At 69.4% G+C, this 20,427-nt stretch carries 23 protein-coding genes, 1 tRNA gene and 1 riboswitch; of the genes, 10 read left to right on the top strand and 14 right to left on the bottom strand.

Annotation, left to right across the window (positions count from 1 at the left end; genetic code table 11):
* Nucleotides 1–226 precede the first annotated feature (226 nt).
* The 3 genes from ACGFJ2_RS19895 to ACGFJ2_RS19885 form a co-directional block, all read right to left on the bottom strand.
* On the bottom strand, nucleotides 227–667 hold the full coding sequence (locus ACGFJ2_RS19895; protein ID WP_393470190.1) for a PaaI family thioesterase: 441 nt from the start codon (nucleotides 665–667) through the stop codon (nucleotides 227–229).
* A gap of 422 nt (nucleotides 668–1,089) precedes the next feature.
* Entirely contained in the window at nucleotides 1,090–1,812 is a 723-nt protein-coding gene (locus ACGFJ2_RS19890; RefSeq protein WP_357938411.1) for a glycosyltransferase family 2 protein, read from the bottom strand.
* A complete protein-coding gene (locus tag ACGFJ2_RS19885) occupies nucleotides 1,809–2,156 on the bottom strand; it encodes an STAS domain-containing protein (RefSeq protein WP_214635395.1) in 348 nt (115 codons plus the stop codon). Before ACGFJ2_RS19885 ends, ACGFJ2_RS19890 begins: the two co-directional genes overlap by 4 nt.
* Before the next feature lie 325 nt (nucleotides 2,157–2,481).
* Between ACGFJ2_RS19885 and ACGFJ2_RS19880 the strand changes: the two genes are divergently transcribed.
* Nucleotides 2,482–2,781, top strand: a complete 300-nt coding sequence (locus ACGFJ2_RS19880) for a hypothetical protein (protein ID WP_393470186.1) — start codon at nucleotides 2,482–2,484, stop codon at nucleotides 2,779–2,781.
* Nucleotides 2,782–2,803: 22 nt separating this feature from the next.
* Here the strand turns inward: ACGFJ2_RS19880 and ACGFJ2_RS19875 are convergent, their stop codons facing one another.
* A complete protein-coding gene (locus tag ACGFJ2_RS19875; protein ID WP_357938407.1) occupies nucleotides 2,804–3,916 on the bottom strand; it encodes a HAMP domain-containing sensor histidine kinase in 1,113 nt (370 codons plus the stop codon).
* Nucleotides 3,913–4,650, bottom strand: coding sequence for a response regulator transcription factor (locus tag ACGFJ2_RS19870; protein ID WP_393470183.1), 738 nt, complete (start codon nucleotides 4,648–4,650; stop codon nucleotides 3,913–3,915). Before ACGFJ2_RS19870 ends, ACGFJ2_RS19875 begins: the two co-directional genes overlap by 4 nt.
* Nucleotides 4,651–4,744: 94 nt before the next feature.
* Here ACGFJ2_RS19870 and ACGFJ2_RS19865 point away from each other — a divergent pair, with 94 nt between their 5' ends.
* From ACGFJ2_RS19865 to ACGFJ2_RS19855, 3 genes are all read left to right on the top strand, one after another.
* Entirely contained in the window at nucleotides 4,745–4,918 is a 174-nt protein-coding gene (locus tag ACGFJ2_RS19865) for a hypothetical protein (protein ID WP_357652817.1), read from the top strand.
* Entirely contained in the window at nucleotides 4,915–5,136 is a 222-nt protein-coding gene (locus tag ACGFJ2_RS19860) for a DUF6412 domain-containing protein (protein ID WP_357938401.1), read from the top strand. The genes ACGFJ2_RS19865 and ACGFJ2_RS19860 overlap by 4 nt, the downstream gene beginning before the upstream one ends.
* Before the next feature lie 67 nt (nucleotides 5,137–5,203).
* Nucleotides 5,204–5,842, top strand: coding sequence for a YidC/Oxa1 family membrane protein insertase (locus ACGFJ2_RS19855; RefSeq protein ID WP_393470179.1), 639 nt, complete (start codon nucleotides 5,204–5,206; stop codon nucleotides 5,840–5,842).
* 3 nt (nucleotides 5,843–5,845) lie between these two features.
* On the opposite strand, the gene ACGFJ2_RS19850 is transcribed toward ACGFJ2_RS19855, so the two are convergent.
* A complete protein-coding gene (locus tag ACGFJ2_RS19850) occupies nucleotides 5,846–6,277 on the bottom strand; it encodes an ATP-binding protein (protein ID WP_357938397.1) in 432 nt (143 codons plus the stop codon).
* Between the two features lie 142 nt (nucleotides 6,278–6,419).
* The gene (locus ACGFJ2_RS19845) at nucleotides 6,420–8,288 is read right to left on the bottom strand and encodes a PAS domain S-box protein (protein ID WP_357938395.1); all 1,869 of its coding nucleotides are present in this window, start codon (nucleotides 8,286–8,288) and stop codon (nucleotides 6,420–6,422) included.
* A gap of 96 nt (nucleotides 8,289–8,384) precedes the next feature.
* Between ACGFJ2_RS19845 and ACGFJ2_RS19840 the strand changes: the two genes are divergently transcribed.
* Complete coding sequence (locus tag ACGFJ2_RS19840; RefSeq protein WP_357938393.1) at nucleotides 8,385–8,951, top strand: methylated-DNA--[protein]-cysteine S-methyltransferase; 567 nt, start codon at nucleotides 8,385–8,387, stop codon at nucleotides 8,949–8,951.
* 9 nt (nucleotides 8,952–8,960) lie between these two features.
* On the opposite strand, the gene ACGFJ2_RS19835 is transcribed toward ACGFJ2_RS19840, so the two are convergent.
* From ACGFJ2_RS19835 to ACGFJ2_RS19825, 3 genes are all read right to left on the bottom strand, one after another.
* Nucleotides 8,961–10,304 carry a purine-cytosine permease family protein gene (locus ACGFJ2_RS19835; protein ID WP_393470174.1) on the bottom strand — a complete coding sequence of 448 codons (1,344 nt, stop codon included), beginning with the start codon at nucleotides 10,302–10,304 and terminating at the stop codon, nucleotides 8,961–8,963.
* Nucleotides 10,295–10,407, bottom strand: a riboswitch (TPP riboswitch). It overlaps the preceding gene by 10 nt.
* A gap of 25 nt (nucleotides 10,408–10,432) precedes the next feature.
* On the bottom strand, nucleotides 10,433–10,756 hold the full coding sequence (locus ACGFJ2_RS19830; RefSeq protein WP_357938389.1) for a rhodanese-like domain-containing protein: 324 nt from the start codon (nucleotides 10,754–10,756) through the stop codon (nucleotides 10,433–10,435).
* Complete coding sequence (locus tag ACGFJ2_RS19825; protein WP_393470170.1) at nucleotides 10,753–11,187, bottom strand: winged helix-turn-helix transcriptional regulator; 435 nt, start codon at nucleotides 11,185–11,187, stop codon at nucleotides 10,753–10,755. The genes ACGFJ2_RS19830 and ACGFJ2_RS19825 overlap by 4 nt, the downstream gene beginning before the upstream one ends.
* A 75-nt stretch (nucleotides 11,188–11,262) precedes the next feature.
* Between ACGFJ2_RS19825 and ACGFJ2_RS19820 the strand changes: the two genes are divergently transcribed.
* A complete protein-coding gene (locus tag ACGFJ2_RS19820) occupies nucleotides 11,263–12,693 on the top strand; it encodes an MFS transporter (protein WP_393470167.1) in 1,431 nt (476 codons plus the stop codon).
* A gap of 17 nt (nucleotides 12,694–12,710) precedes the next feature.
* On the opposite strand, the gene ACGFJ2_RS19815 is transcribed toward ACGFJ2_RS19820, so the two are convergent.
* Entirely contained in the window at nucleotides 12,711–13,589 is an 879-nt protein-coding gene (locus ACGFJ2_RS19815; RefSeq protein WP_393470164.1) for an Fpg/Nei family DNA glycosylase, read from the bottom strand.
* A 43-nt stretch (nucleotides 13,590–13,632) separates the two neighbouring features.
* Nucleotides 13,633–14,238: a TenA family protein gene (locus ACGFJ2_RS19810; RefSeq protein WP_393470161.1), complete on the bottom strand. Its 606-nt coding sequence runs from the start codon at nucleotides 14,236–14,238 to the stop codon at nucleotides 13,633–13,635.
* Between the two features lie 23 nt (nucleotides 14,239–14,261).
* Between ACGFJ2_RS19810 and ACGFJ2_RS19805 the strand changes: the two genes are divergently transcribed.
* Nucleotides 14,262–14,927 carry a GPP34 family phosphoprotein gene (locus ACGFJ2_RS19805; protein ID WP_393470158.1) on the top strand — a complete coding sequence of 222 codons (666 nt, stop codon included), beginning with the start codon at nucleotides 14,262–14,264 and terminating at the stop codon, nucleotides 14,925–14,927.
* A gap of 106 nt (nucleotides 14,928–15,033) precedes the next feature.
* Here ACGFJ2_RS19805 and ACGFJ2_RS19800 read toward each other — a convergent pair whose 3' ends face one another.
* Nucleotides 15,034–16,281, bottom strand: coding sequence for an LCP family protein (locus tag ACGFJ2_RS19800; RefSeq protein ID WP_393470155.1), 1,248 nt, complete (start codon nucleotides 16,279–16,281; stop codon nucleotides 15,034–15,036).
* 260 nt (nucleotides 16,282–16,541) lie between these two features.
* On the opposite strand from ACGFJ2_RS19800, the gene ACGFJ2_RS19795 reads away from it, so the two are divergent.
* Nucleotides 16,542–17,888, top strand: a complete 1,347-nt coding sequence (locus ACGFJ2_RS19795; protein ID WP_357938375.1) for a hemolysin family protein — start codon at nucleotides 16,542–16,544, stop codon at nucleotides 17,886–17,888.
* On the top strand, nucleotides 17,885–18,901 hold the full coding sequence (locus ACGFJ2_RS19790; protein WP_357938373.1) for a hemolysin family protein: 1,017 nt from the start codon (nucleotides 17,885–17,887) through the stop codon (nucleotides 18,899–18,901). The genes ACGFJ2_RS19795 and ACGFJ2_RS19790 overlap by 4 nt, the downstream gene beginning before the upstream one ends.
* Nucleotides 18,902–19,402: 501 nt before the next feature.
* Here ACGFJ2_RS19790 and ACGFJ2_RS19785 read toward each other — a convergent pair.
* Nucleotides 19,403–19,485: transfer RNA gene (locus ACGFJ2_RS19785), tRNA-Leu, on the bottom strand.
* Between the two features lie 199 nt (nucleotides 19,486–19,684).
* On the opposite strand from ACGFJ2_RS19785, the gene ACGFJ2_RS19780 reads away from it, so the two are divergent.
* Nucleotides 19,685–20,425, top strand: a complete 741-nt coding sequence (locus ACGFJ2_RS19780) for a DUF3662 and FHA domain-containing protein (RefSeq protein WP_214635378.1) — start codon at nucleotides 19,685–19,687, stop codon at nucleotides 20,423–20,425.
* The last annotated feature ends 2 nt before the right edge of the window (nucleotides 20,426–20,427 follow it).

The raw sequence follows: 20,427 nt of genomic DNA, 5'->3' as shown, positions 1-20,427 counted from the left end.
GGACGTCGCACTCCGGACGCGTGTTCGATCTACACGCGCCAACCCCGCGAGCCCAATCCGCCCACCCGGCACCCCGCATTCCGCGCCCGGTATCCCACGCCCGGCACCCGGAACCCCGCACCCGGCACCCGGCACCCGGCCAAGCGATCACACGCCCGTGGGCAGGCGCAACGCGAGGCGGCGCGCCCCCGGCCACACGTGCTCACCACACGAGGTCCACATCCCCTCAGCCCCGGCGGGTCTGGAGGTGAGCGGTCGCGGTCGCCACGGCCACGGTCTTCCCGTCGGGCGCGATGAGCTCGCCGGACAGGAAGCACACCTCTCTGCCGCGCCGCACCACCCGCCCCCGGCCGGTGAGCCGCCCCGGCCGCGCCGGGCGAAGGTATTGGACGTGCAGGTCGAGGGTGACCGCGAACTGGTCTTCCGGCAGCGTCGCGACCAGCGCCGGCCCCAGTGTGTCGTCGAGCATCGCGGCGAGGAAACCGCCCTGGATCACCCCGACGGGATTGACGAACCGCTCGCTCGCCTCGAACGCCACCTCGATGGTGCCCCGCTCGGGATCCACCTCGATCAGCTGCCAGCCCAGGGTCTCGGCCGCGGCCGGCGGCGGGACCCGCCCGGCCAGCACATCCCAGAATGGCCCGCGCCGCCGCGGTTCGGTGTCCATGAACACAGTGAACAGACCCGCACCGACAGTTCCGCCACTGTTCCGCCACGGCCCCGCGGTCGGCAGCTCGAACAAGCCATCCGACAGCTCCAACAGACCGTCCGGCAGCTCGCACGAACCATCCGGCAGCTCGCACGAACCGTCCGGCAGCTCGCACGAACCGTCCGACAGCTCGAACAGGCCGTCCGGCAGCTGAACAAGCCGTCCGGCAGCTCGAAGGCAGCGCACATCACGCCGTCAGCGGCCACCAGCACGTCGCCGGTCACGGCGCTGCCGTCGATCACGGTGCTGCCGTCGGCGAAGCCGGCGCAGCGCAAGCCCGATGCCCCCCAACCACCGATGCCCACAAACCGGGAAAACCGCCCATTTCCCGGTCGATCAGGAAAGTTGGGGAAGTTTGCCAGGTAAAGGAGCGGAGGGGGCTAGCGCTTTGGGCGGATTTTGTCGAGGTTTTGGGTGATTAGCGGCTCCCGAGTGGCGAGCGCGCGTGCCACATCCCGTAGCTGCTTGGCCCGATGCACCTGGGCCCGCCAGTCCGTGCCGGAGGCCCGATGGGCCATCTCCACCTCGACCTCCTCCACCCGATAGCCCTTGCGCAGCAGGTCGATCGTCAGCGCCGTCTCCACGCCGAACCCGTGCGCCAGCGGCCGGGCGGCCTCGAAGGCGTCTCTGGTGATGCAGCGCTGGCCGTTGAGCGGCTGAGCGGGCTCGAAGCCGGTGGCCCTGCGGATGCCGTCCCTGGACAGGCGGACGACCAGGCCGTGGCCGCCCAGCTTGACGCGGGTGGCGAAGACCGCGATGGTCATGTCGGCCGTGCCGGCGCGCACCGGTTCGATCAGGGGGGAGGCGGCCCGGGCGGTGTCGCCCAGGTCGGCGTCCAGGAAGAGTAAGTGGTGCGGCGTCTCACCGTCGAGCAGGCGCACGGCTTCGGCGCCCGACTCCATGGCCGCCGCCTTGCCGCGGTTGCGGCTGTGCCGGACCACCCTGGCCCCCGCCGCCCGCGCCACCCGGCCGGTCTGGTCGGTCGAGCCGTCGTCGACGACCACGACCAGATCGACGCCGGGCAGCGCGAGGGCCGCGGTGACCGTGGCACCGATGCGGTCGGCCTCGTCCTTGGCCGGGACGATAACTGCCGTATCCTTCATGACCCCTCGGAGATGAGGAACTCCTGCGGCACCTCGTCATGCACGGTGAAGACCGAATCGAGACCGGTGACCTGCAGAATCTTGCGTACGGCCGGCCGTGGGGCGGCGACGTCGAGCGCCCCGCCCTGCTCCTTGACGCGTTTCAGCGCGGACAGCAAGACGTTCATCCCCGTGGAGTCGCAGAAATCCACGCCGGACATGTCGATGACCACGCGGCTGGGCCCGTCCTGCAGCAGCCGAGCGAACTCCGCCTGCAGGTGGGGTGCCGTATAGAGGTCGATTTCACCGGTGATGGCGACTAGCGCATGGCCGGCATGTGATCGAGTCGAGACCTTGAGCTCCACATGGGCAGGCTAGCGGCGCGGAGGCTTCCGGTCACGTTGTCACGCCGATAGGGCAACCTCAGGATTTTGTCCTCCGTTTGGACTCCATGAAAACAGAGAGTACGCGAAGCTTGACTGTGTGACACCGGCATGGCCGGAGAGGGGGGCGGCCCGGCACCTCGCTTCTGGTCACTACTTCACTTGAGAAGGAGGGGCCGGGCGAGACCCACGGGCCCGAGCATTCATGAGAACAGAGAAACCCGAAGACCCGCACCGACGACGGCTCCGCGAACGACTGGAAGCCATCCTCATCCGCACAGAGAAGGCCACCTCGTGGCATGACAGAGTGGGGCGCCTGCGTAGTCTGATCAATCACGAAGGCTTCGTCCCCGTACACACGAAACTCGCCGGCGAGGACCTCGACTTCCTCGCCGACGCCCGCGACGACCTGCTCAGATTCTCCGAGCTCGGGCTGCGGCTGTTCGACCTCCACCAGCCGCGCGACGCGGGCGGCATCACGAGCGACGCCGAGCACCCCATCCTGCGGTGCCGGAGTTGCATGTGGCGCTGGCCGTGCCCGACGTTCCGCGCGATGTCGGAGTCGTTCGGCGCCGGTCACGACAGCGCACTTCCGGAGTCCGGTTGAAGTCCCAAACCTGACGGGCGCGCTATCCCGAGACCAGCGGCAGCCGGATCTCGAAGCGGCAGCCCGGCCCGTCGTTGACCACACCGATCACCCCGTCGTGCGCCTCCACGATGCCCTGCGCGATCGCCAGGCCGAGCCCGGCCCCGCCGTCTTTGGTCGGGGTCCGGGCCGCCTCGCCCCTGAAGGCCACCTCGAACACCCGGTGCAGGTCCTCGTCGGGGATCCCCCCACAGCAGTCGCTGACCGACAGGCAGGCCATGCCCGAGTCGACGGCCGCCCGCAACACGACCGTGCGGTCCGATGGCGTGTGCCGGATCGCGTTCACGACGAGGTTGCCCAGCGCCCGGCTCAGGGCGTTCGGGTCCGCCCGCACGGGGACCGCCTCGGCCGCCTCGGCGGTCAGTCGCACCCCCTTGGCGCGGGCCAGTGGCTCGGCCCCGGCGAGCGTGTCGGCGACCAGGTCGGCGAGCCCGATCCGGGCAGGGGTGAGCCGCAGCGCTCCGGCGTGGATCCGCGACAGCTCGAACAGGTCGTCGACCATCGCCGAAAGCCGCTCCACCTCCAGCTTGATCTGGCCGTGATAGCGCGCGACGGTCCTGCGGTCGGACACCACGCCGTCTTCGAGCGCCTCGGCCATCGCCCGCAGCCCGGCGAGCGGGGTGCGCAGGTCGTGGCTCACCCAGGCGACGAGCTCGCGCCGGGCCCCTTCCAGGGCGCGCTCCCGTTCGTACGCCTCCTCCAGTGTGTTCGCGATCGTCTGCAGCTCCGACGGCAGCCCTTTGGGCGCGGTGAACGGCAGATCGCGTACGGCCGCCACCAACCGCCTGCTCTCCCCCACGACCCGTCTGGCCAGCACGAACGCCACCCCCAGCCCGACCAGCCCGCCGACGGCCACCACGCTGAGCACGATGTCCCTGACCGCGCCCTCGATGATCATCTTGAGTGTGATCGCCACCACGCCGGCCAGCGTCGCCACGATCGCGACCACCATGACGACGGCCAGCATGACCCCGATCGAGCGGGTACGCAGCCGCCACATGACGGACACGCCCAGGATCCCGACCAGCAGCCCCAGCCCCGCCGTGACCGCCACGATCATCCCCAGATCGCTCATCACCGCGGGATGGGGAGTCACGACGCACCGTCGAGTGGGTCGCCAGCGATATGTGGGTCACCGGCGAGTTCGAGCGGTTCGTACCGGTATCCCACGCCCCAGACCGTGACGATCCGCCGCGGCGCGGTCGGATCCGGCTCGATCTTCTCCCGTAGCCGCCGGACGTGCACGGTCACCGTGGAGGAGTCCCCGAACGACCATCCCCACACCTGGTTGAGCAGCGCCGACCGGCTGAACGCCTGCCGAGGGTTGCGCACGAGGTAGGCCAGCAGGTCGAACTCGCGGGCGGTGAGCAGCACCTCGGCCCCGCCCAGCCGTACCTCGTGGGCCCCGACATCGACCACCAGGTCGCCGTCACGCAGCACGCCCGTGCCACCCGTGACAGAGGCCCCCCGGGCGCGGCGCAGCACCGACTGGACGCGCAGCGCCAGCTCACGCGGGCTGAAGGGCTTGGTCACATAGTCGTCGGCGCCGGTTTCGAGCCCGACCACCCGGTCGATCTCCTCACCGAGCGCGGTCAGCATGATCACCGGCACCGGCCAGCGCTCCCTGAGCTTCCTGCACACCTGCAGCCCATCGATCTTCGGCAGCATCAGGTCGAGCACCATCAGATCCGGCGGGCTGGCCAGCGCCCGCCGCAGCGCCTCGGCGCCGTCGCCCACGCACTCGACCTCGTGCCCGTCGCGCTCCAGATATCGCGCCACGACTTCGGCCACGGTCGGGTCGTCGTCGACCACCAGGATGCGCGTGTTCACCCTTTCACCGTACGGCGGGAGCGTGCCGAATCGACACTTACGTCATTGCTTCGTAAGCCTCGCGGATCATGCTCGCAGGACGTACGGTGGGCGCATGAGTCGCGTCGTCATGCTCGTGCTGGGGGCCCTCCTAGGCCTCTTCGTGCTGTTCAATTTCGTGATCCCCATGATCATGGGCCTGCTCAAGGTCGCCCTCATCATCGGTGTGGTCGCCCTTCTGGTGTTCATCGCCGTCACCTTGGTCGGGAAGTCGTCCTCGTCACGGTGACGCTTTTCCTGTTCGACCCCTGGCTCATCGGCGTGACCATGGTGGCGATCCTGCTGCTCGCCACCTGGGCCGCCCGGCTGCTGCCCGCCATCGGCGGCGACGCGCCCGGGTTCCCGCTGATGTACGCCCGGCGCACGGCCTTCCAGCGCCAGCGCCATCCCGCGGCGGCAGGCCGGCCACGGCCACGAGCCCCGTCATCGCGCCCCGCTTCCGGCTAAGCGGGGCTCTCTTCAGTGAGCCCTGATCCATCTCTCTTTGATTGAAGGGCTCATGTTCGACTCTTTCGTGTCATTTCTGCTGGCCGTGTCCGGCGACAACGCCGCCGTGGCCATCGTGCTGTTCACCGTGGCCGTACGCCTCCTGTTGCTGCCGCTCAGCATCCGCCAGGCCCGCGCCGCACAGGTCCAGAAGCGCTTGGCGCCCAAGCTGGCCGAGCTGCGGAAGCGGTGGTCGCGCAACCCCGAGCGGCTGGCCAAGGAGACCACCAAGCTGTACGCGAAGGAAGGCACCTCACCTTTCGCCACGATCCTCCCGGGATTGGGGCAGCTTCCGTTCATCTGGGTGATGTATCGGGTCGCCACGCACCCAACCGCTTTCCTGGGCCATGACCTGCTGGGCGCCCCTTTGGGGCAGCATGTGGCGGGAATCGTCACCAATTACGGTCTGGTTAGTGTGCCATTTTCGGTCTTCGCCGTGGTCATCGCGCTGATCGCGGTCGTGGCGTGGATTTCAGCCCGCAAAGTCAGTGCCACACTGCCCGACGAGCAGCCCGCGCTGATCCGCAGGATCATGCCGCTGATGCCGTTCGGCACGGTGCTGGCCGCCGCGGTGCTGCCGCTGGGCGCGGCGCTCTACCTGTTGATCTCCACGGCGTGGACCGTGGGAGAGCGCGCGATCCTGGCCGGCCGGCCGCTGAGCGCGTAGCCGCTATCCGGCCTCTCGCAGTGCGTGGACCTGCCCGTTCATCAATCCGTTGGGGGCGTGCAAGATCGCCCACACCGTCGTGATGTCACCGTCGTGGCGGACTCCCCAGCTCTCCGCGACGTACTCGACGATGCCGAGTCCCCTGCCCCCGAGCGACGACAGAGTCGGCCGGCCGGCACGGGGCTCGGTGGCCGCGCCGCCATCGCTCACAGCGACCTCGATGTGTTCGTCGCTCCGCAGCCAGGCCACCCTGACCATGCCCGACGGCAGCGGATGCGCATGCCGTAGCGCGTTGCTCAGCAGCTCGCTCACCACGAGGACGGCATCGTCGATCGCGGTGGCGAAAACACCGCGATCCTGCAGGTCAGTGCTCAGACGCTGGCGGGCGACGGCGACACTGGACGGCGCGTACGGCAGTAGCACCACGCTTGACACACCCACCTCCCCGCTCCCAGTGCCCCCCACGGGAACACTCCCCGGTACGACCGAAATGCCCCGTTACTCGATCCCAGAAACCGCATCTCGATCACAGCTTGTACACATCGGACGATAGATCAGCGTAACCGTTACCACCTCGTTACCGCATCGGTGTGTCGGATCGGATAGGGGAAGCGTTGCCCAACACGAGCCGCATTCGAGTGCCTCCACCGGGTCGCGGATGGGCACTCACATCGCCGCCCTGAGCCCTGGCCAGACTGCGGACAATGTAGAGCCCGAGGCCGACTCCGCCGAACCTGCGGCGGTCACCGCTGTCGACCTGGACGAACCGCTCGAAGACCCGCTCCCGGTCCGGCGCGGCGATGCCGACGCCCTCATCGTCCACGACCACGACCACGGCGTCGTCCTCGGGCCAGGCGCCCACGCTGATCAGGCCGCCCGTCGGCGAATACTTGAAGGCGTTCTCCAGCAGCTGGCCGAGGATGATGTCGGTGGCGAGCGCGTCGCCTCTGACGTACGGCAGCGCGTCGGGGATGGCCACCTCCACCCGGTGCCTGTCGGACAGCACGGGCAGCCCGAGCGTGGCCGCGTGGATCCGCTCGGCCAGATCGAACGCCTCGATGCGCACCGGCGGCTCGTCGGCGCCCGCCCTGGCGCCGAGCAGCAGGTGGTCCATGAGCTGGCCGAGCGACCTGGCCCGCTCGGCGATCGTGTGGACGGCGGAGCGCCGCTCGGTGTCGTTCAGCTTGTCCCAGCGCGCGTCGAGCGTGCTGGCGAACCCGCGCACGATCGTGATGGGCGTGCGCAGCTCATGACTGGTCGTGGCCAGGAACAGGTCCTTGGCCTCCTCCAGCTCCTTGGCCGTGGTCACGTCGCGGAAGTCGACGACCACCTCTCCGGTCTCCACGATCTGGGCGCTGACCACGTCCAGCCAGCGCCCGCTCTCCAGCTGGTAGGTGAGCTTCTCTCCCGGGCTGGGCAGCGGGAAGGGCAGCGGCCCGCCGATGACGGCCTCTCCCGGCGTCGCGGTGAGCTCGGCGGCGGCCGGGTTCCACTGGCTGACCCGCCCGGCGCGGTCGAGCACGGCGATGCCGTCGGCGCTGGCGTCGAACACCGCCCGCTCGTGTGCCCGCTGGCGTACGGCCTCCTGATAGGCCACCGCGTTGCCGACCGCGATGCCGGCGTGCCCGGCCAGCAGCTCCAGGAGTTCGAGCTCCAGATGGCCGGGCTTGTGCTCGGCGAACAGCGCGTACAGCGCCCCGTAGGGACGGCCACCGACCGCCGCCAGGCCGAGCGCGATCGTGTGCAGCCCGTCGAGCTCGGCCCACACCAGGTCGCCAAGCCCCTGCGACTCCAGCATCACCGTCTTCCCGGTACGTAAGAGCTTGCCGACCAGGCTGGTACGCAGCTCGGCCGTCACGTCCTTGAGCGAGTCGGGCAACTGGTGCGCGCTCACCAGCCGCAGCCGCTCGCCCTCGATGAGCACGAAGCCGCCCGCGTCGGCGCCGGTCAGCTCGGTCAGGCTGGCCGCGATGCGGTCGAGCACCGTGGACAGCTCCAGCTCGGCGTTGATGTCGCCGACCACGTCGGTGAGCCGGCGCACCAGCCGGGCCCGCCGCGCCATACGGTTCCTGGCGGCCTCGTCAGCCTCGGTCAGATGGTGCACGAAGACGTAGCCCGCCACGGCGCTGCCCGTGAGCAGCGCGCTCGTGTCGACCCTCAGGTCGAGCACGGTGCCGTCCCTGCGCAACCGCTTGGTGCGCAGCGACACCTGGCCGCCCGTGCGCACCCGTTCGAGCACCGCGTTGTGCTCCGCTGTCAGCTCCCCCGGCACGATCGGCGCCCTGCGGCCCAGCATCTCCTCGGCCGACCAGCCGAAGAGCCGCTCCGCCGCCCGGTTCCAGACGAGTACGGTCTGGTCCCTGTCGAGCGCGACCACGGCGTTGGGCGAGCTGGCGAGCACCGCGCGAGCGATCTCATCGTCACTGCCTGCTCTGTCGTCACCCACACCTCCATAGTGCCTGTGGCGTGCGGCGTTCGTCGGGCGATCCGTCCGATACGCTGCGGGCACGGCCTTTCAGGGCGGCGGAAGAGGGTGGCGGGTATGTCCAGTGGAGACCTCGATGCCCTGCTGCGGGTGACTTCCGCCACCTATCGCGGCGAGGTGCCGCCCGATGTGGCGTTCGGCACCTATGACGGCGCGGTCGGCCGGCTGGTGCTGGCGGTGAGCGGCAAGGGCATCGTGGCGTGCAGCTTCGAGTCGGAGGACACCGTCTTCGAGTTGGTCGTCCGGCATGTGGGCGCGTTCGTCGGGCCCGACCCCGGGCGGCTCGATCCGGTGCGCAGGGAGCTCGACGCCTACTTCTCCGGGCGCCTGCGGGCCTTCGCCACGCCGGTGGACCTGTCCATCGCCACGACGTTCGCCCGTACGGTGCTGCAGAAGACCATGGCCGTGCCCTACGGGGAGACGGCGACCCTCGACGAGATCGGCGAGAGCATCGGCCGCCCGCGCGCGCTGCGCGCGGTCGGCAACGCGCTCAACGCCAACCCCGTCTGTGTGGTCGTGCCGTGCCACCGGATCGTGCCGGGCGACGGCGAACTCGGCGACTACGCGGGCGGCCAGGCCGCCAAGCGTCATCTCCTCAACATCGAGAAACGCTCGCGGGCCTGAGGTACGTACTCAACGACGCGTGATCGACGCGCGCCTGGTCGCCCAGCCGATCGCCAGCGTCACCAGAGCCGCCACGAGAGCCGCGCCCAGGGCCCCGTTCATCCACGGCTGCCTGGTGAACCCGATGGCCTCGCGTACGGCCGCCCAGAGGCCGTCCCACTGCGCGACCGTGGGCGTGGAGGTGGTCAGCCAGTAGGCCACGAAACCGAGCGCCCAGGGCACCAGCATGGACCAGCGGGCGGGCGCGTCCTCGTCGGTGTTCCACCCCGAGGATCCGCCGAGCAGGAAGTAGTCGACCGCCAGCACCGCGAACATCGGCACGAACACCGCCCCGATCACGCCCAGGAACGCCCCGTACGAGTTCACGTCGACCACCAGCGCGATGGCGGTGGTCAGCACGCCGATGGCGATCGAGAAGACCCGCCGGTCGACGCGCGGCATGAGGTTCTGCAGGGACATGGTCGTGGAGTAGACGTTCGCGAACGACTGGTCGGCCTCCCGCAGCACCAGGATCGCGAAGAACAGCGCGCCCAGCGGCACCGCGACGAACGCCCCGAACACGGCCGTGCCGTCGGCGGCCACCGCGGCGGACCCGGCGATGGCCACCGCGTAGACGCCCAGCCCCAGGCAGGCGACCTGGGCCAGCGTGTAGCCGCCGACCACGCCCGCGAAGGCCGCCCGGCTCGACCTGGAGTGCCGGGCGAAGTCGGCGGCGATCGGCACCCACGAGACCGACAGCGCGATGACGTAGTCGACCGCGGGCGCGAAAGCCGTCCACGACCCGCCGCCCTGCGGGGGAGCCTTCGACAGGAACGCCACCGCGAACCAGACCAGCGAGATGATCACCCCGATGGTGACGTAACGCCGCAGCAGCCGGACCGACCCGAGCGGCCAGATGGTCAGCGACGTGGTCAACGCCCCCGCCACCACCACCCACACCTGGTACGGCACCACGTCGCCGAAGATGGCCATCGCACCCTTGGCGATCACCCACAGCTCGAAGGCGCCCCACCCGATCATCTGGACGATGTTGAGCACGGTCGGGATGTAGGACAGCCGCGCCCCGAACAACCCGCGCAGCAGCACCATCGCCGGCCGCCCGGTCTGCGTGCCCGGGATGGCCGACAGCCCCACCATGGCCGTGCCGACCAGACTGCCGACGAGCGCGGCGAGCAGGGCGGCGGTCAGGCTGAGCGGGCTGCCGCCGAGCGGGTCGAGCAGGAACAGCGCGCCGCTGAACCCCAGCAGGCTCACCGCCAGGTTCGCCCACAGGGCCCCCTGGTCGAGCAGCCCGAGCGTCTTGGGGGGCGTCCCTTCGAGGGTCAGCGGGACTTCGTCGACGACATGCGTCATCTCACACTCCCTACGCCGGCATTACCCGGACAGGTTCATGCGGTCGGCGACAGATCAGTCGCCCTCTCAGCCCGGTGCACCCCGAGCTCCCGCGGTTTGTGTAGTTGTCGAGCGGATTATGCCATCCGTCAGGCGACGAACGGCGGGCGCCCCGTCTCACTGACCATCGGGCGGCGCGCGCCCGCCCAGGACTGCATGCCACCGTCGACGTTGACCGCCTCGCGCCCGAGCTGGTTGAGCCAAGCCGCGACCTGGAACGACCGGCCGCCGACCCGGCAGACCACGTAGACGGTCCGGTCGCCCGGCACCTCCTCGACCCGCCCCTGGATCTGCGTCATCGGGATGTGCACCGCCTCGGGGGCGTGCCCGGCCACCCATTCGTCCTGTTCGCGCACGTCGAGCAGGTAGGCGTCAGCGGGAACGTCGCTTGCCGGAATCTCTGGAACCGTCATGCCTCCATCATCTCGCGTCGCTCATCGTAGGCAGCACGCGCCGTGGCGATCTCCTGCCGGTGCTCCTCGGTCCAGGTGACCAGGCTCTTGATCGTCTGGTGCAGCGTCCGGCCGAGCGGCGTGAGCGCGTAGTCGACCCTCGGGGGCGCGACGGGGTGGACCGTACGGCTGACCAGGCCGTCGCGCTCCAGGTGGCGCAGGGTCACGCTGAGCATCCGCTGGCTGACCCCGTCGATCTCGCGGCGCAGCTGGGTGAAGCGCAGGCTCTGGCAGTCGAGCAGCGCGATGACCAGCAGCGACCACTTGTCGGCGACCCGGTCGAGTATCTGCCGGACCTCGCAGTCCTCCCTGGTGTCCCACTGCCACACGTCGTAGTCGTCGTCCACGGTGCTCTCGCAGTAACCGGGTGACTTAGAAGTGCCGTCTTCCATGACATTTCATACTGCCGGATGATTTGGATGGTTACCAGAGATAACCGAATGCCGATAAGTAACCAGGAGTTGACCATGTCCAAACGCGCTTGGGGCATGTTGATCGTGCTGTGCGGAGCCATCTTCATCGAGGGCACCGACGTGGCCATGCTGAACGTGGCCCTGCCGTCGATCAGGGCGGATCTGGGGCTGTCCACGGGCATGCTGAGCGGGGTGGTGAGCGCCTACGTCCTGGGCTGCGGCGGTTTCATCCTGCTCGGCGGCCGGGCGGCCGACCTGCTGGGCAGGCGCAGGATGTTCCTGCTCTGGCTCGGCGTGTTCGTGGTGTTCTCCGGGCTGGGCGGGTTCGCGACCGAGGGGTGGGTGCTGCTGGTCGCCAGGTTCCTCACCGGGGTCGCGGCCGCCTTCATGATGCCCGCCGGGCTGTCGCTGATCACCACGAGCTTCCCCGAGGGCAGGCAGCGCAACCGCGCGCTGCTGGTGTACGCGGGGACGGGGGCCGCCGGGTTCGCGCTCGGGCTGGTGATCGGCGGTCTGCTGAGCTCGATCGGCTGGCGCTGGGTCTTCTTCGCACCCGTCCTCTTCTCGCTGGCGATCCTGATCGCCGCCGTCCCGCTGCTGAAGGAGCAGCGGACGCCCCGGCCCGCCGGCGGCGTCGACCTGGCCGGGGCCGCGACCATCACCGGCGCGATGACGCTGCTGGTCTATGGCCTGGTACGGCTGGAGCACCCCACCGACGGCCCGGCCTGGACCGTCGGCGCGTTCGCGGGCGGCGTGGCGCTGCTGGCGGCGTTCGTGGTGATCGAGCGGCGGTCGGCCACTCCGCTCGTCCGCCTGGGCATCCTGCGCTCCGCGCCACTGGTGCGCGCCAACCTGACGGCGCTGCTGCTCACCGCGTCGTTCTTCGGCTTCCAGTTCCTCGTCACGCTGTACCTGCAGGAGTTGCGCGGCTGGTCCACCGTCCAGACCGGGCTGGCCCTGCTCGCCGCCGCCGCCGACGTGGCGCTCGCGCCCACGCTGACCCCCTGGCTGGTGCAGAGGTACGGCAACGCCCGGGTGATCTTCGGCGGCCTGCTGTCCGGGCTCGCGGCTTACGGCCTGTTCGTGGGGGTCGGGATGGACTGGTCGTACGCGGCCATGCTGCCGTCGATGCTGCTGATCGGGCTGATGTTCGCCTTCGTGTACGGCCCGCTCACGATCGTCGCCACGGAGGGCATCGCGGAGGACGAGCAGGGCTTGGCCGGTGGGCTGCTGAACTCGGCCTTCCAGTTCGGCGCGGCGCTCGGGCTGTCCATGGTCACGGCGGTCAGCGTGGCGGCACTCGGCGACGCGACCTCCGCAGAGGCCGGACTGGCGGCCATCAGGACGGCACTGCTGGTACCGCTGGCCGCCACGGCAGTCGCCGCGCTCATCATGGCCACCGGCCTACGCCGACGCCCGCCCATCCCCACGCAGGGGACCGACAGGTCCGGAGAGCCCGAGGAACCCATCATCGTCAGAGCATGACCATAGGCACGGAGGCGTTACTTCAGCAGGCGGGACAGGCGGCGGTCGGCCAGCGGCTTGCCGCCCGTCTGGCAGGTGGGGCAGTACTGCAGCGAGGAGTCCGCGAAGGACACCTCGCGGATGGTGTCACCACAGACGTCGCACGGCTGACCGGCGCGGTTGTGGACACGAAGGCCGGACTTCTTCTCCGCCTTGAGGTCCTTCGCGGCCAGGCCGTGCGCCCGCTCCACCGCCTCGCGCAGCGTGGTGACAATGGCCTCGTGCAGGTCGGCGATCTGGTCGTCGGTGAGGGTCGAGGCGATCTTGAACGGGGACATCTTGGCCGCGTGCAGCACCTCGTCGGAGTAGGCGTTGCCGATGCCCGCGATCACCTTCTGGTCGCGCAGCAGGCCCTTCACCTGGGTACGGCTGCCGTTCAGGATGGCCTTGAGCGTGGCCACGGTGAAGGCGTCGTCGAGGGGGTCGGGGCCGAGGGCGGCGACACCCGGCACGTCTTCAGGATTTTTCGTGACATAGACGGCTAGGCGCTTCTGAGTCCCCGCCTCGGTCAGCTCGAACCCGGGCGCCAGGCCCTCGTCGTCGGGCGCCAGGCGTACCCGTACCGCCAGCGGGCCCTTGCCCGGACGGACCGGCTTCGCGCCCGAGAGGTCCTCGCGCCAGCGCAGCCACCCCGCGCGGGCCAGGTGGATGACCAGGTGCAGGCCGTCGCAGTCGAAGTCGAGGAACTTGCCGTGCCTGGCCACGCCCGTGATGGTCAGCCCGCCGAGCGCGGTGACCGGCGGGTCGAACGTCTTGAGCGCCGAGAAGGCGACCACGTCGACGCCCAGGAGCGTGCGACCGACCGCCCGCTCGCGCAGGAAACCGGCGAGCGATTCCACTTCGGGGAGTTCAGGCATGCCACCAGGGTACGACGCACCGTCATCCACAGCCTGTGGATAACTACGGGACGTCCCAGAACGCCAGCTCGTGCGCCATCCCCTCGCGGAACAGCGCCTCCGCCCGCGCGGGCTCGGGATCGGCCTGGTCGATCATCTCGGCGATCCGCACAGTCAGCGCCGCAAATCCCGGATCGGCGTACGTCTCCACCCATCTCCGATAGCGCGGCTCGGCGGGCAAGTCCTCCGCCAAGAGCCGACCAAGCTGCGAATATCCCCACATGCACGGATAAAGCGCGGCCAGCCCTTCGCCATAATCGGCGGCCGACTCCAGCAGGAACGTCGTGTAGGCCGCGCACGCCGGCCCCTTCCGTGCGCCTTCCAAGGTCGCCCCGAACGAGGCCGACAGCTCCCGGTGCAGCCTCAGCTCGTCATGGAAGGTCGTGTGCGCCAGGTCGACGAGATCGCCCAGATGCGCGGCCGGCGCCTGCCAGGCCAACCGCGAGAACACCCGCACATAGTCCAGCAGGAACAGATAATCCTGCTCCAGCCACGACCGGAACACCGGCTCCGTCAGATCGCCGCGCCCGATGCCGACGACCGTGGGATGCGCGAGCTGCGCCTCGAGGAGGGGGCGCCCGGCCGCGTGCAACTTCTCGGAGATACCCATGAGCGGCAGGTTAGTGTCAGGGAATGAGTGTGACGATCGCGGAAGAACTCCTCTTGCTCGCGTACAGCGAGAAGGAGGGCAAGCAACTCATCAGCGCCAGTCAACTGGATCCGGCGCTCGGCGGCGCGATCCTCGCCGAGCTGGCGATCAACGAGCGGGTGGCCCTGACCGGCAAGAAGGTGTCCCTCGAGGACGCCACGCCGCTGGGCGACGACGAACTCGACGCCGCGCTGGCCCGCATCGCGGAGGAGCGCAAGGAGCGCAAGCCCGACTGGTGGGTCCAGCGGTTCCACTCCACCAAGCTGCGCCGGCGCCTGCTCGTCCGGCTCGCCGAGACGGGCGTGCTGGCCGAGGAGCGCGGCAAGGTGCTCGGTATCTTCCCCACCACCCGCTGGCCGGAGGCCGACGGCAGCGTCGAGGCGGAGGTCAGGCAGCGCGTGAGCGGCGTCCTGGCGGGCGCCGAGCCCGACGGGCGTACGGCGGTGCTCATCGCCGTCATGCACGCCGCCAAGCTCGACCGCAAGGCGTTCCCCGGCGCGGACAAGGCCCGCATCAAGGAGATCTCCGAGGGCGACTGGGCGGGCGACGCGGTGGCCAAGACGATCGCCGCGATCAACTCGGTCATGGTGATCGCCGCCACCACCGCCGCCATCGGCGCCAGCACCGGCGCCACCACCGCAGGAAGCTAGCTACAGCAGGGGTTGACGGCCCGTCGTGGCAGGACTCTCCCCCGAAGGGATTCCACCTTCGGAGGAGAAGAAGAAGGACAGCAAGAAGACCAGAAAGAAGACGGGATCAGCCGGCGTCGAGGATCTCCTTCGGCACCGGCTTGTCCTCCTTGATCGCGTTGAACAGGGCGGTGGCCTTCTCCCTGTCCCACTTGACCGCGCTGCCGCCGCCGGCGATCTCGTTGCCGCCGAACGGCACGACCGTGGTCACCGGGCTGTCGCCCATGGCCAGCCCCAGCGAGAGCATGTCGAACGCGCCCGTGCTCGAATCGACCGCCACCGCGTCGGTGGCGCTCATGGCCAGCGGGATCGAGGTGAACGGATTGATCAGCGTGCCGGGGCTGGCCGCCTTCTTCACGACCGCGCCGAGGAACTGGCGCTGGCGCTTGGTCCGCTCGAAGTCGGGCAGCGCGCCGCCCTTGCGGGTACGGACGTAGCCGAGCGCCTGGGCGCCGGTCAGCGTCTGGACGCCCTTCTTGAGCTTCAGCCCGGCCTTGGGGTCGTCGACCGCGGCGCGGACGTTGATCTCGACGCCGCCGACCGCGTCGACGATGTCCACGAACCCGGCGAAACCAATCTCCATGTAGTTGTCGATGCGCACCCCGGTGACGGACTCGATCGTCTGGGCGAGCAGCTTGGGGCCGCCGATGGCGTACGCGGCGTTGAGCTTGTTGCGGCCCTTGCCGGGGATGGTGACCGCCGAGTCGCGCGGCAGGCTGATGAGAGTCGGTTTGTCGCTGCCCGCCGGGATGTGCAGCAGCATCATCGAGTCGGTGCGCTGGCCGGCCGCCTTGCCGGTGGCGAGCTTCTTGCGGTCGGCTGCCGACAGGCCCTTGCGGCTGTCGGAGCCGACGAGCAGCCAATTGGTGCCCGGGGTGTCGGCGGGGTGACCCTCGCCGTCGAGCACGCCGGGGATCCCGGTCAGCCGAGAGTCGATCCAGAAGAACAGCCCCACTGCCGCCACGATCAGCAGTGCCACCACGGCGGCGACGATCTTCAGGATGGTCCGGCCCTTGATCCGCCTGCGCGGCGGCTTCGGCCCCGACGGGGCCGGCTCCGCCTTGGGCGTGAACGGCTTCATCGGGCTGCCGCCTGAGCGCTCGCGGCCGTACACGCGCGAACCACCGGCGCGCGGCGCGTCGGAGGGCGACTGGTTCGTCGGCGGCGCCTGTTGAGCCGGCGGAGGGACCTGCTGCGTCGACGGAATCCGATGCGCGGGGGCACCACCCGACCGCGGCCCGTCGCCGTTCCTGCCCGGCAGCGGGCGACCATCGCCCGGCGAGCGCATGGCTCTCGTCCGGTCTTCCTCAGACACTTGGCCTCTTTCCCCTTCGGTTGTCATAGACGCTACGTCCAACCCCCCACCAGTGAAGACGTCTCGCCAAGGTTTTCCCACGGAAAAGTACGCAGAACTAGCGGAGCGTCACGTCGGAAACATTGCTGCCATCTGCATCGTTACGGTTTATGGACTTCCGCCATCGAAAGGATGATCGTGTCCGCCCCGGACCCTTGGAATATTCGCCCGTGCGGACGCACGGGATCCCCTGATCGCTCACCTCTTCGGAGCTCGTCCCGGTGAGCGCGTACCTCGGGCTCATCGCCCTCTTCCTGCTCACCGCCGCGACAGGTTACTTCGTCGCGCAGGAGTTCGCCTTCGTGGCCGCTGACCGGGGCCTCCTGCGCGAGCAGGCCGCCGCCGGCGACCAGGCCGCGGAGAAGGCCCTCCAGGTGACCTCCCGCCTGTCGTTCATGCTCTCCGGCGCGCAGCTCGGCATCACCGTCACCGCGCTGCTGGTCGGCTTCCTGGCCGAGCCCGCCATAGCGACGATCGTTCGTCCGTGGTTGACGGACACCGGCATGCCCGACGGCCTCATCACCGGCCTGTCCGTGGCCATCGGTGTGTTCGTCGCGACCATCGTCCAGATGGTCCTCGGCGAGTTGGCGCCCAAGAATCTCGGCATCGCCAGGCCGGAGGCCGTCGCCAAGTTCCTCGCCGGATCGACGCTGGTCTACCTGGCCGTGGTCGGCCCGGTGGTCCGCCTGTTCGATTCGGCGGCCACGGGACTGCTCAGGCGCATCGGCATCGAGCCCGTCGAGGAGGTGGAGCACGGCGCGACCCCCGAGGAGCTCTCGCGGATCATCGCCGAGTCCACCCTGGCGGGCGAGCTGCCGCCGCGGCTGTCGGAGCTGCTGGAGCGGGCGCTGGAGTTCGGCGACCGCAACGCGGAGGAGATCATGGTCCCGCGCCCGCGCGTGGTCGTGCTCCGCGACTCCCAGCCGATCTCCGACCTCGTGGAGGTCATACGCGAGTGCGGCCACTCCCGCTACCCGGTGCTCGGCGCCGACGGCGACGTGGTGGGTGTGACGGGCGTACGCGAGCTGATCACCTCCGGTCTCGAAGACGGCTCGATCATCGGCATCACCCGCCCCGCGGTGCTGGTGCCCGACTCGCTGCCGCTGCCGGCCGTACTGAATCAGATGCGCTCAGCCAAGGACGACTTGGTATGTGTGATCGACGAGTACGGCGACCTCGCCGGCGTCATCACCGTCGAGGACCTGGCGGAGGAGCTGGTCGGCGAGCTCATCGACGAGAACGACCCGGAGCCGGACGGCGCGGTCGCGCAGCCGGACGGTATCTGGGAGGTGCCGGGCCGCTTCAGGCTCGACGAGGTCGAGCGGGCCACCGGCGTCTCGCTGCCCGAGAGCGACGACTACGACACGCTCGCCGGGCTGGTCCTCGCCAGGCTGGGGCGTATGCCGGAGCCCGGTGACACCGTGACCGTGCCCGTCATCCCGGAGACGGACCCGTTCGCCGAGGACGAACAGGAGCACCAGGCCGAACTCACCGTCCTGTCCCTCAACCGCCGCGTCCCCGAATGGGTACGGCTGGCACCGGTCCAGCACGCGGAGGCCGTCCGATGACGATGATCCTGATCAGCCTGGCCCTACTACTGCTGAACGCGCTGTTCGTGGCGGCCGAGTTCGCCTTCGTCTCCGCCAAGCGGCACCGCCTGGAGGAGATGGCCGCCAACGGCAACCGCCTGGTGCGGATCACCGCGAAGTCGGCGGTGGGCGGCGGCCGGCGACTGTCCCTGATGCTGGCCGGCGCCCAGCTCGGTATCACGCTCTGCACGCTGGGCCTGGGCCAGGTCACCGAGCCCGCGATCGAGCACTACCTGGAGCCGGTCTTCGCCGCAGTAGGCGTGCCCGAGTCGATGCGGATGCCGATCGCGCTGACCATCGCGCTGGCATTGGTGACGTTCCTGCACATGGTGGTGGGCGAGATGGCCCCCAAGTCCTGGGCGCTGACCCACCCCGAGCGGGCCGCCCTGCTGCTGACGCTGCCCTTCCGCGGCTTCACGTCGCTGATGAGCCCGCTTCTGTCGGCGCTCAACGGCCTGACCAACGTGATCCTGCGCCTGTTCGGCGTGGTCCCACGTGACGAACTGGCCACCACCAGAACCCCGCGCCAGCTCGCCATGCTTGTGGGCGAGTCGGGCCGGATGGGCCTCCTGGACAGAGAAGAGCATGACCTGCTCACCAGAGCCCTCCGCCTCCAGGCAGAAGGCATCGAGCGCCTCATGGTCCCCATCGACCAGGTGGTCACCGTGCCGGCGTCGGCCAACGCCACGCGCATCAAGCAGGCGGCGGCGGAGAGCGGCCACCTACGCCTCCTGGTGGGCGCTCCAGGGGACGTACAGGGCGTGCTGCATGCCCGAGACGCCCTGATCAATCCCAACCGCGCAGCGGGCGACCTGGCCCGCCCGGTCCCCCGCCTGCCCTGCGTCACCCAGGTCCCCGAGGCGGTGACCGCACTCCAGGAGGCCCACGCCCACCTGGCGCTGGTCACGGGCCAGGGCGGCACGGTCATCGGAATGGTCAGCCTGACCGACCTGGTGGGCGAACTCCTCGACACCCGAGCAATGGCCGCCTAACCCCACAAGTGTGGGCAATAACACACGCCCGGCCGGAAAGCCATCCGAAAGCGATCTGCAACCGGCCGGGCCTACCGTTCCCAACGCGGGCCCACAAGGTTCCAAAAACAGGAGTCCCCGCCCCTTGCGATCCGGCCCCTCTTTCGCCACTGTGGGTCTGCCGCGTACACAAGGATTCAAGCCCCAAGAGCACGACATGCGGTTCAACGCAAGAACCCGCCCGATGACCACCAAGGCGGGTGAAGGCGAGGAACCGACTGAAGACCACCAGAGACGGGTTAACGCAAGAAACCGCCCGAAGAGCACCACCAGCGGGCAAGGCAAGAAACCGGCCGGTGAACAACCACCATCGGGTTAAGGCAAGGAACCGGCCGGTGAGCAGCCACCAGCGGGTTTCCTGCTGGGGGTCCGGGGGTCGCCCCCCGGTGTAAACGACGAGGGGACCCGAGGGAAGCAAGCCCCCCGGAGGGGGCTGGCGACCATAGGGTCCCCGTCAACGAGTGGGCGAGGAGGGATTTGAACCCTCACGTCCTTTCGGACACACGGACCTGAACCGTGCGCGTCTGCCGTTCCGCCACCCGCCCTTGTGGGTGCGGAGAAACAGTAGCACGGAACAGCCGCTGGTACTGAACCCGGATACGATCGCATAAGACACGGGAGCGGAGGAGCTGGGCGCGACAGCCGACGAGCGCCGGGACCACCCGCGACGTGGGAGGAGCGGAGGCCAGGCGCGGTGCGCGTTTGGTGGCCGCGATCATATGCACGGAGGAAGGGAGGTACCCGGTGGGAGTCCTTCAGCGCTTCGAGCGAAGGCTCGAAGGCTTGGTTGAGGGGGCCTTTGCGCGGGCGTTCAAATCTGACCTTCAGCCGGTCGAGGTCGCCAGCGCGGTTCAGCGGGAGATGGATGAGCGTGCGGCGATCGTCGCTCAAGGTCGGACGCTCGTGCCCAACGACTTCGTGGTTGAACTGTCCACGACCGACAGCGAGCGGCTTGAGGTCTATGCCGACAGCATCAGCCACGAGCTGGCCAACCTCGCCAGGGAGTACGCCAAAGAACAGGGCTACTCCTTCGTGGGACCGGTCCGGGTTCGTTTCGAAACCGCCGCCGACCTGGCTGTGGGGTTGTTCCGCATCAGGTCGGGAGTCATCCGCGGCGCGACGGTGGAGCAGGACGAAATTCGCCAGCCGGCGAGTGATCTGCCACCATCCAGGCCCAACGCGTTCAACGGGCGGCCCCGGCTGCTCGTGTCCACTCAGGACGATCCGCAGGGCGACCGCTCCTACGAGCTCACCACTCCGGTGACCTTGCTGGGCAGGGGCACCGACTGCGATCTTCGTCTCGTCGACCCCGGCGTCTCTCGCCACCACGCGGAGTTGCGCGTCGAGGGTCAGCTAGTCGCCCTAGTCGATCTCGGATCGACGAACGGCACGTTCGTCAATGGCCAGCCGGTACGCAGAGTCGAGCTCCAGAACGGCACGCGAGTGACCCTGGGGCGTACGACACTGGTGTTCCGGCGCGATTAGGG

This window comes from Nonomuraea sp. NPDC049028 (genome assembly GCF_043197735.1).
Lineage (GTDB): Bacteria > Actinomycetota > Actinomycetes > Streptosporangiales > Streptosporangiaceae > Nonomuraea.
Note: the sequence above shows the minus strand (reverse complement) of the source record. Positions and strands in the feature narration are given on the sequence as shown.

What these genes read in the sequence shown, in the direction of transcription:
- ACGFJ2_RS19835 (WP_393470174.1), bottom strand. Translation starts at nt 10,304, where the DNA reads ATGACGCATGTCGTCGACGAAGTCCCGCTGACCCTCGAAGGGACGCCC.
- ACGFJ2_RS19865 (WP_357652817.1), top strand. Translation starts at nt 4,745, where the DNA reads ATGAGTCGCGTCGTCATGCTCGTGCTGGGGGCCCTCCTAGGCCTCTTC.
- ACGFJ2_RS19830 (WP_357938389.1), bottom strand. Translation starts at nt 10,756, where the DNA reads ATGACGGTTCCAGAGATTCCGGCAAGCGACGTTCCCGCTGACGCCTAC.
- ACGFJ2_RS19820 (WP_393470167.1), top strand. Translation starts at nt 11,263, where the DNA reads ATGTCCAAACGCGCTTGGGGCATGTTGATCGTGCTGTGCGGAGCCATC.
- ACGFJ2_RS19790 (WP_357938373.1), top strand. Translation starts at nt 17,885, where the DNA reads ATGACGATGATCCTGATCAGCCTGGCCCTACTACTGCTGAACGCGCTG.
- ACGFJ2_RS19810 (WP_393470161.1), bottom strand. Translation starts at nt 14,238, where the DNA reads ATGGGTATCTCCGAGAAGTTGCACGCGGCCGGGCGCCCCCTCCTCGAG.
- ACGFJ2_RS19840 (WP_357938393.1), top strand. Translation starts at nt 8,385, where the DNA reads ATGTCCAGTGGAGACCTCGATGCCCTGCTGCGGGTGACTTCCGCCACC.
- ACGFJ2_RS19805 (WP_393470158.1), top strand. Translation starts at nt 14,262, where the DNA reads ATGAGTGTGACGATCGCGGAAGAACTCCTCTTGCTCGCGTACAGCGAG.
- ACGFJ2_RS19815 (WP_393470164.1), bottom strand. Translation starts at nt 13,589, where the DNA reads ATGCCTGAACTCCCCGAAGTGGAATCGCTCGCCGGTTTCCTGCGCGAG.
- ACGFJ2_RS19895 (WP_393470190.1), bottom strand. Translation starts at nt 667, where the DNA reads ATGGACACCGAACCGCGGCGGCGCGGGCCATTCTGGGATGTGCTGGCC.
- ACGFJ2_RS19890 (WP_357938411.1), bottom strand. Translation starts at nt 1,812, where the DNA reads ATGAAGGATACGGCAGTTATCGTCCCGGCCAAGGACGAGGCCGACCGC.
- ACGFJ2_RS19825 (WP_393470170.1), bottom strand. Translation starts at nt 11,187, where the DNA reads ATGGAAGACGGCACTTCTAAGTCACCCGGTTACTGCGAGAGCACCGTG.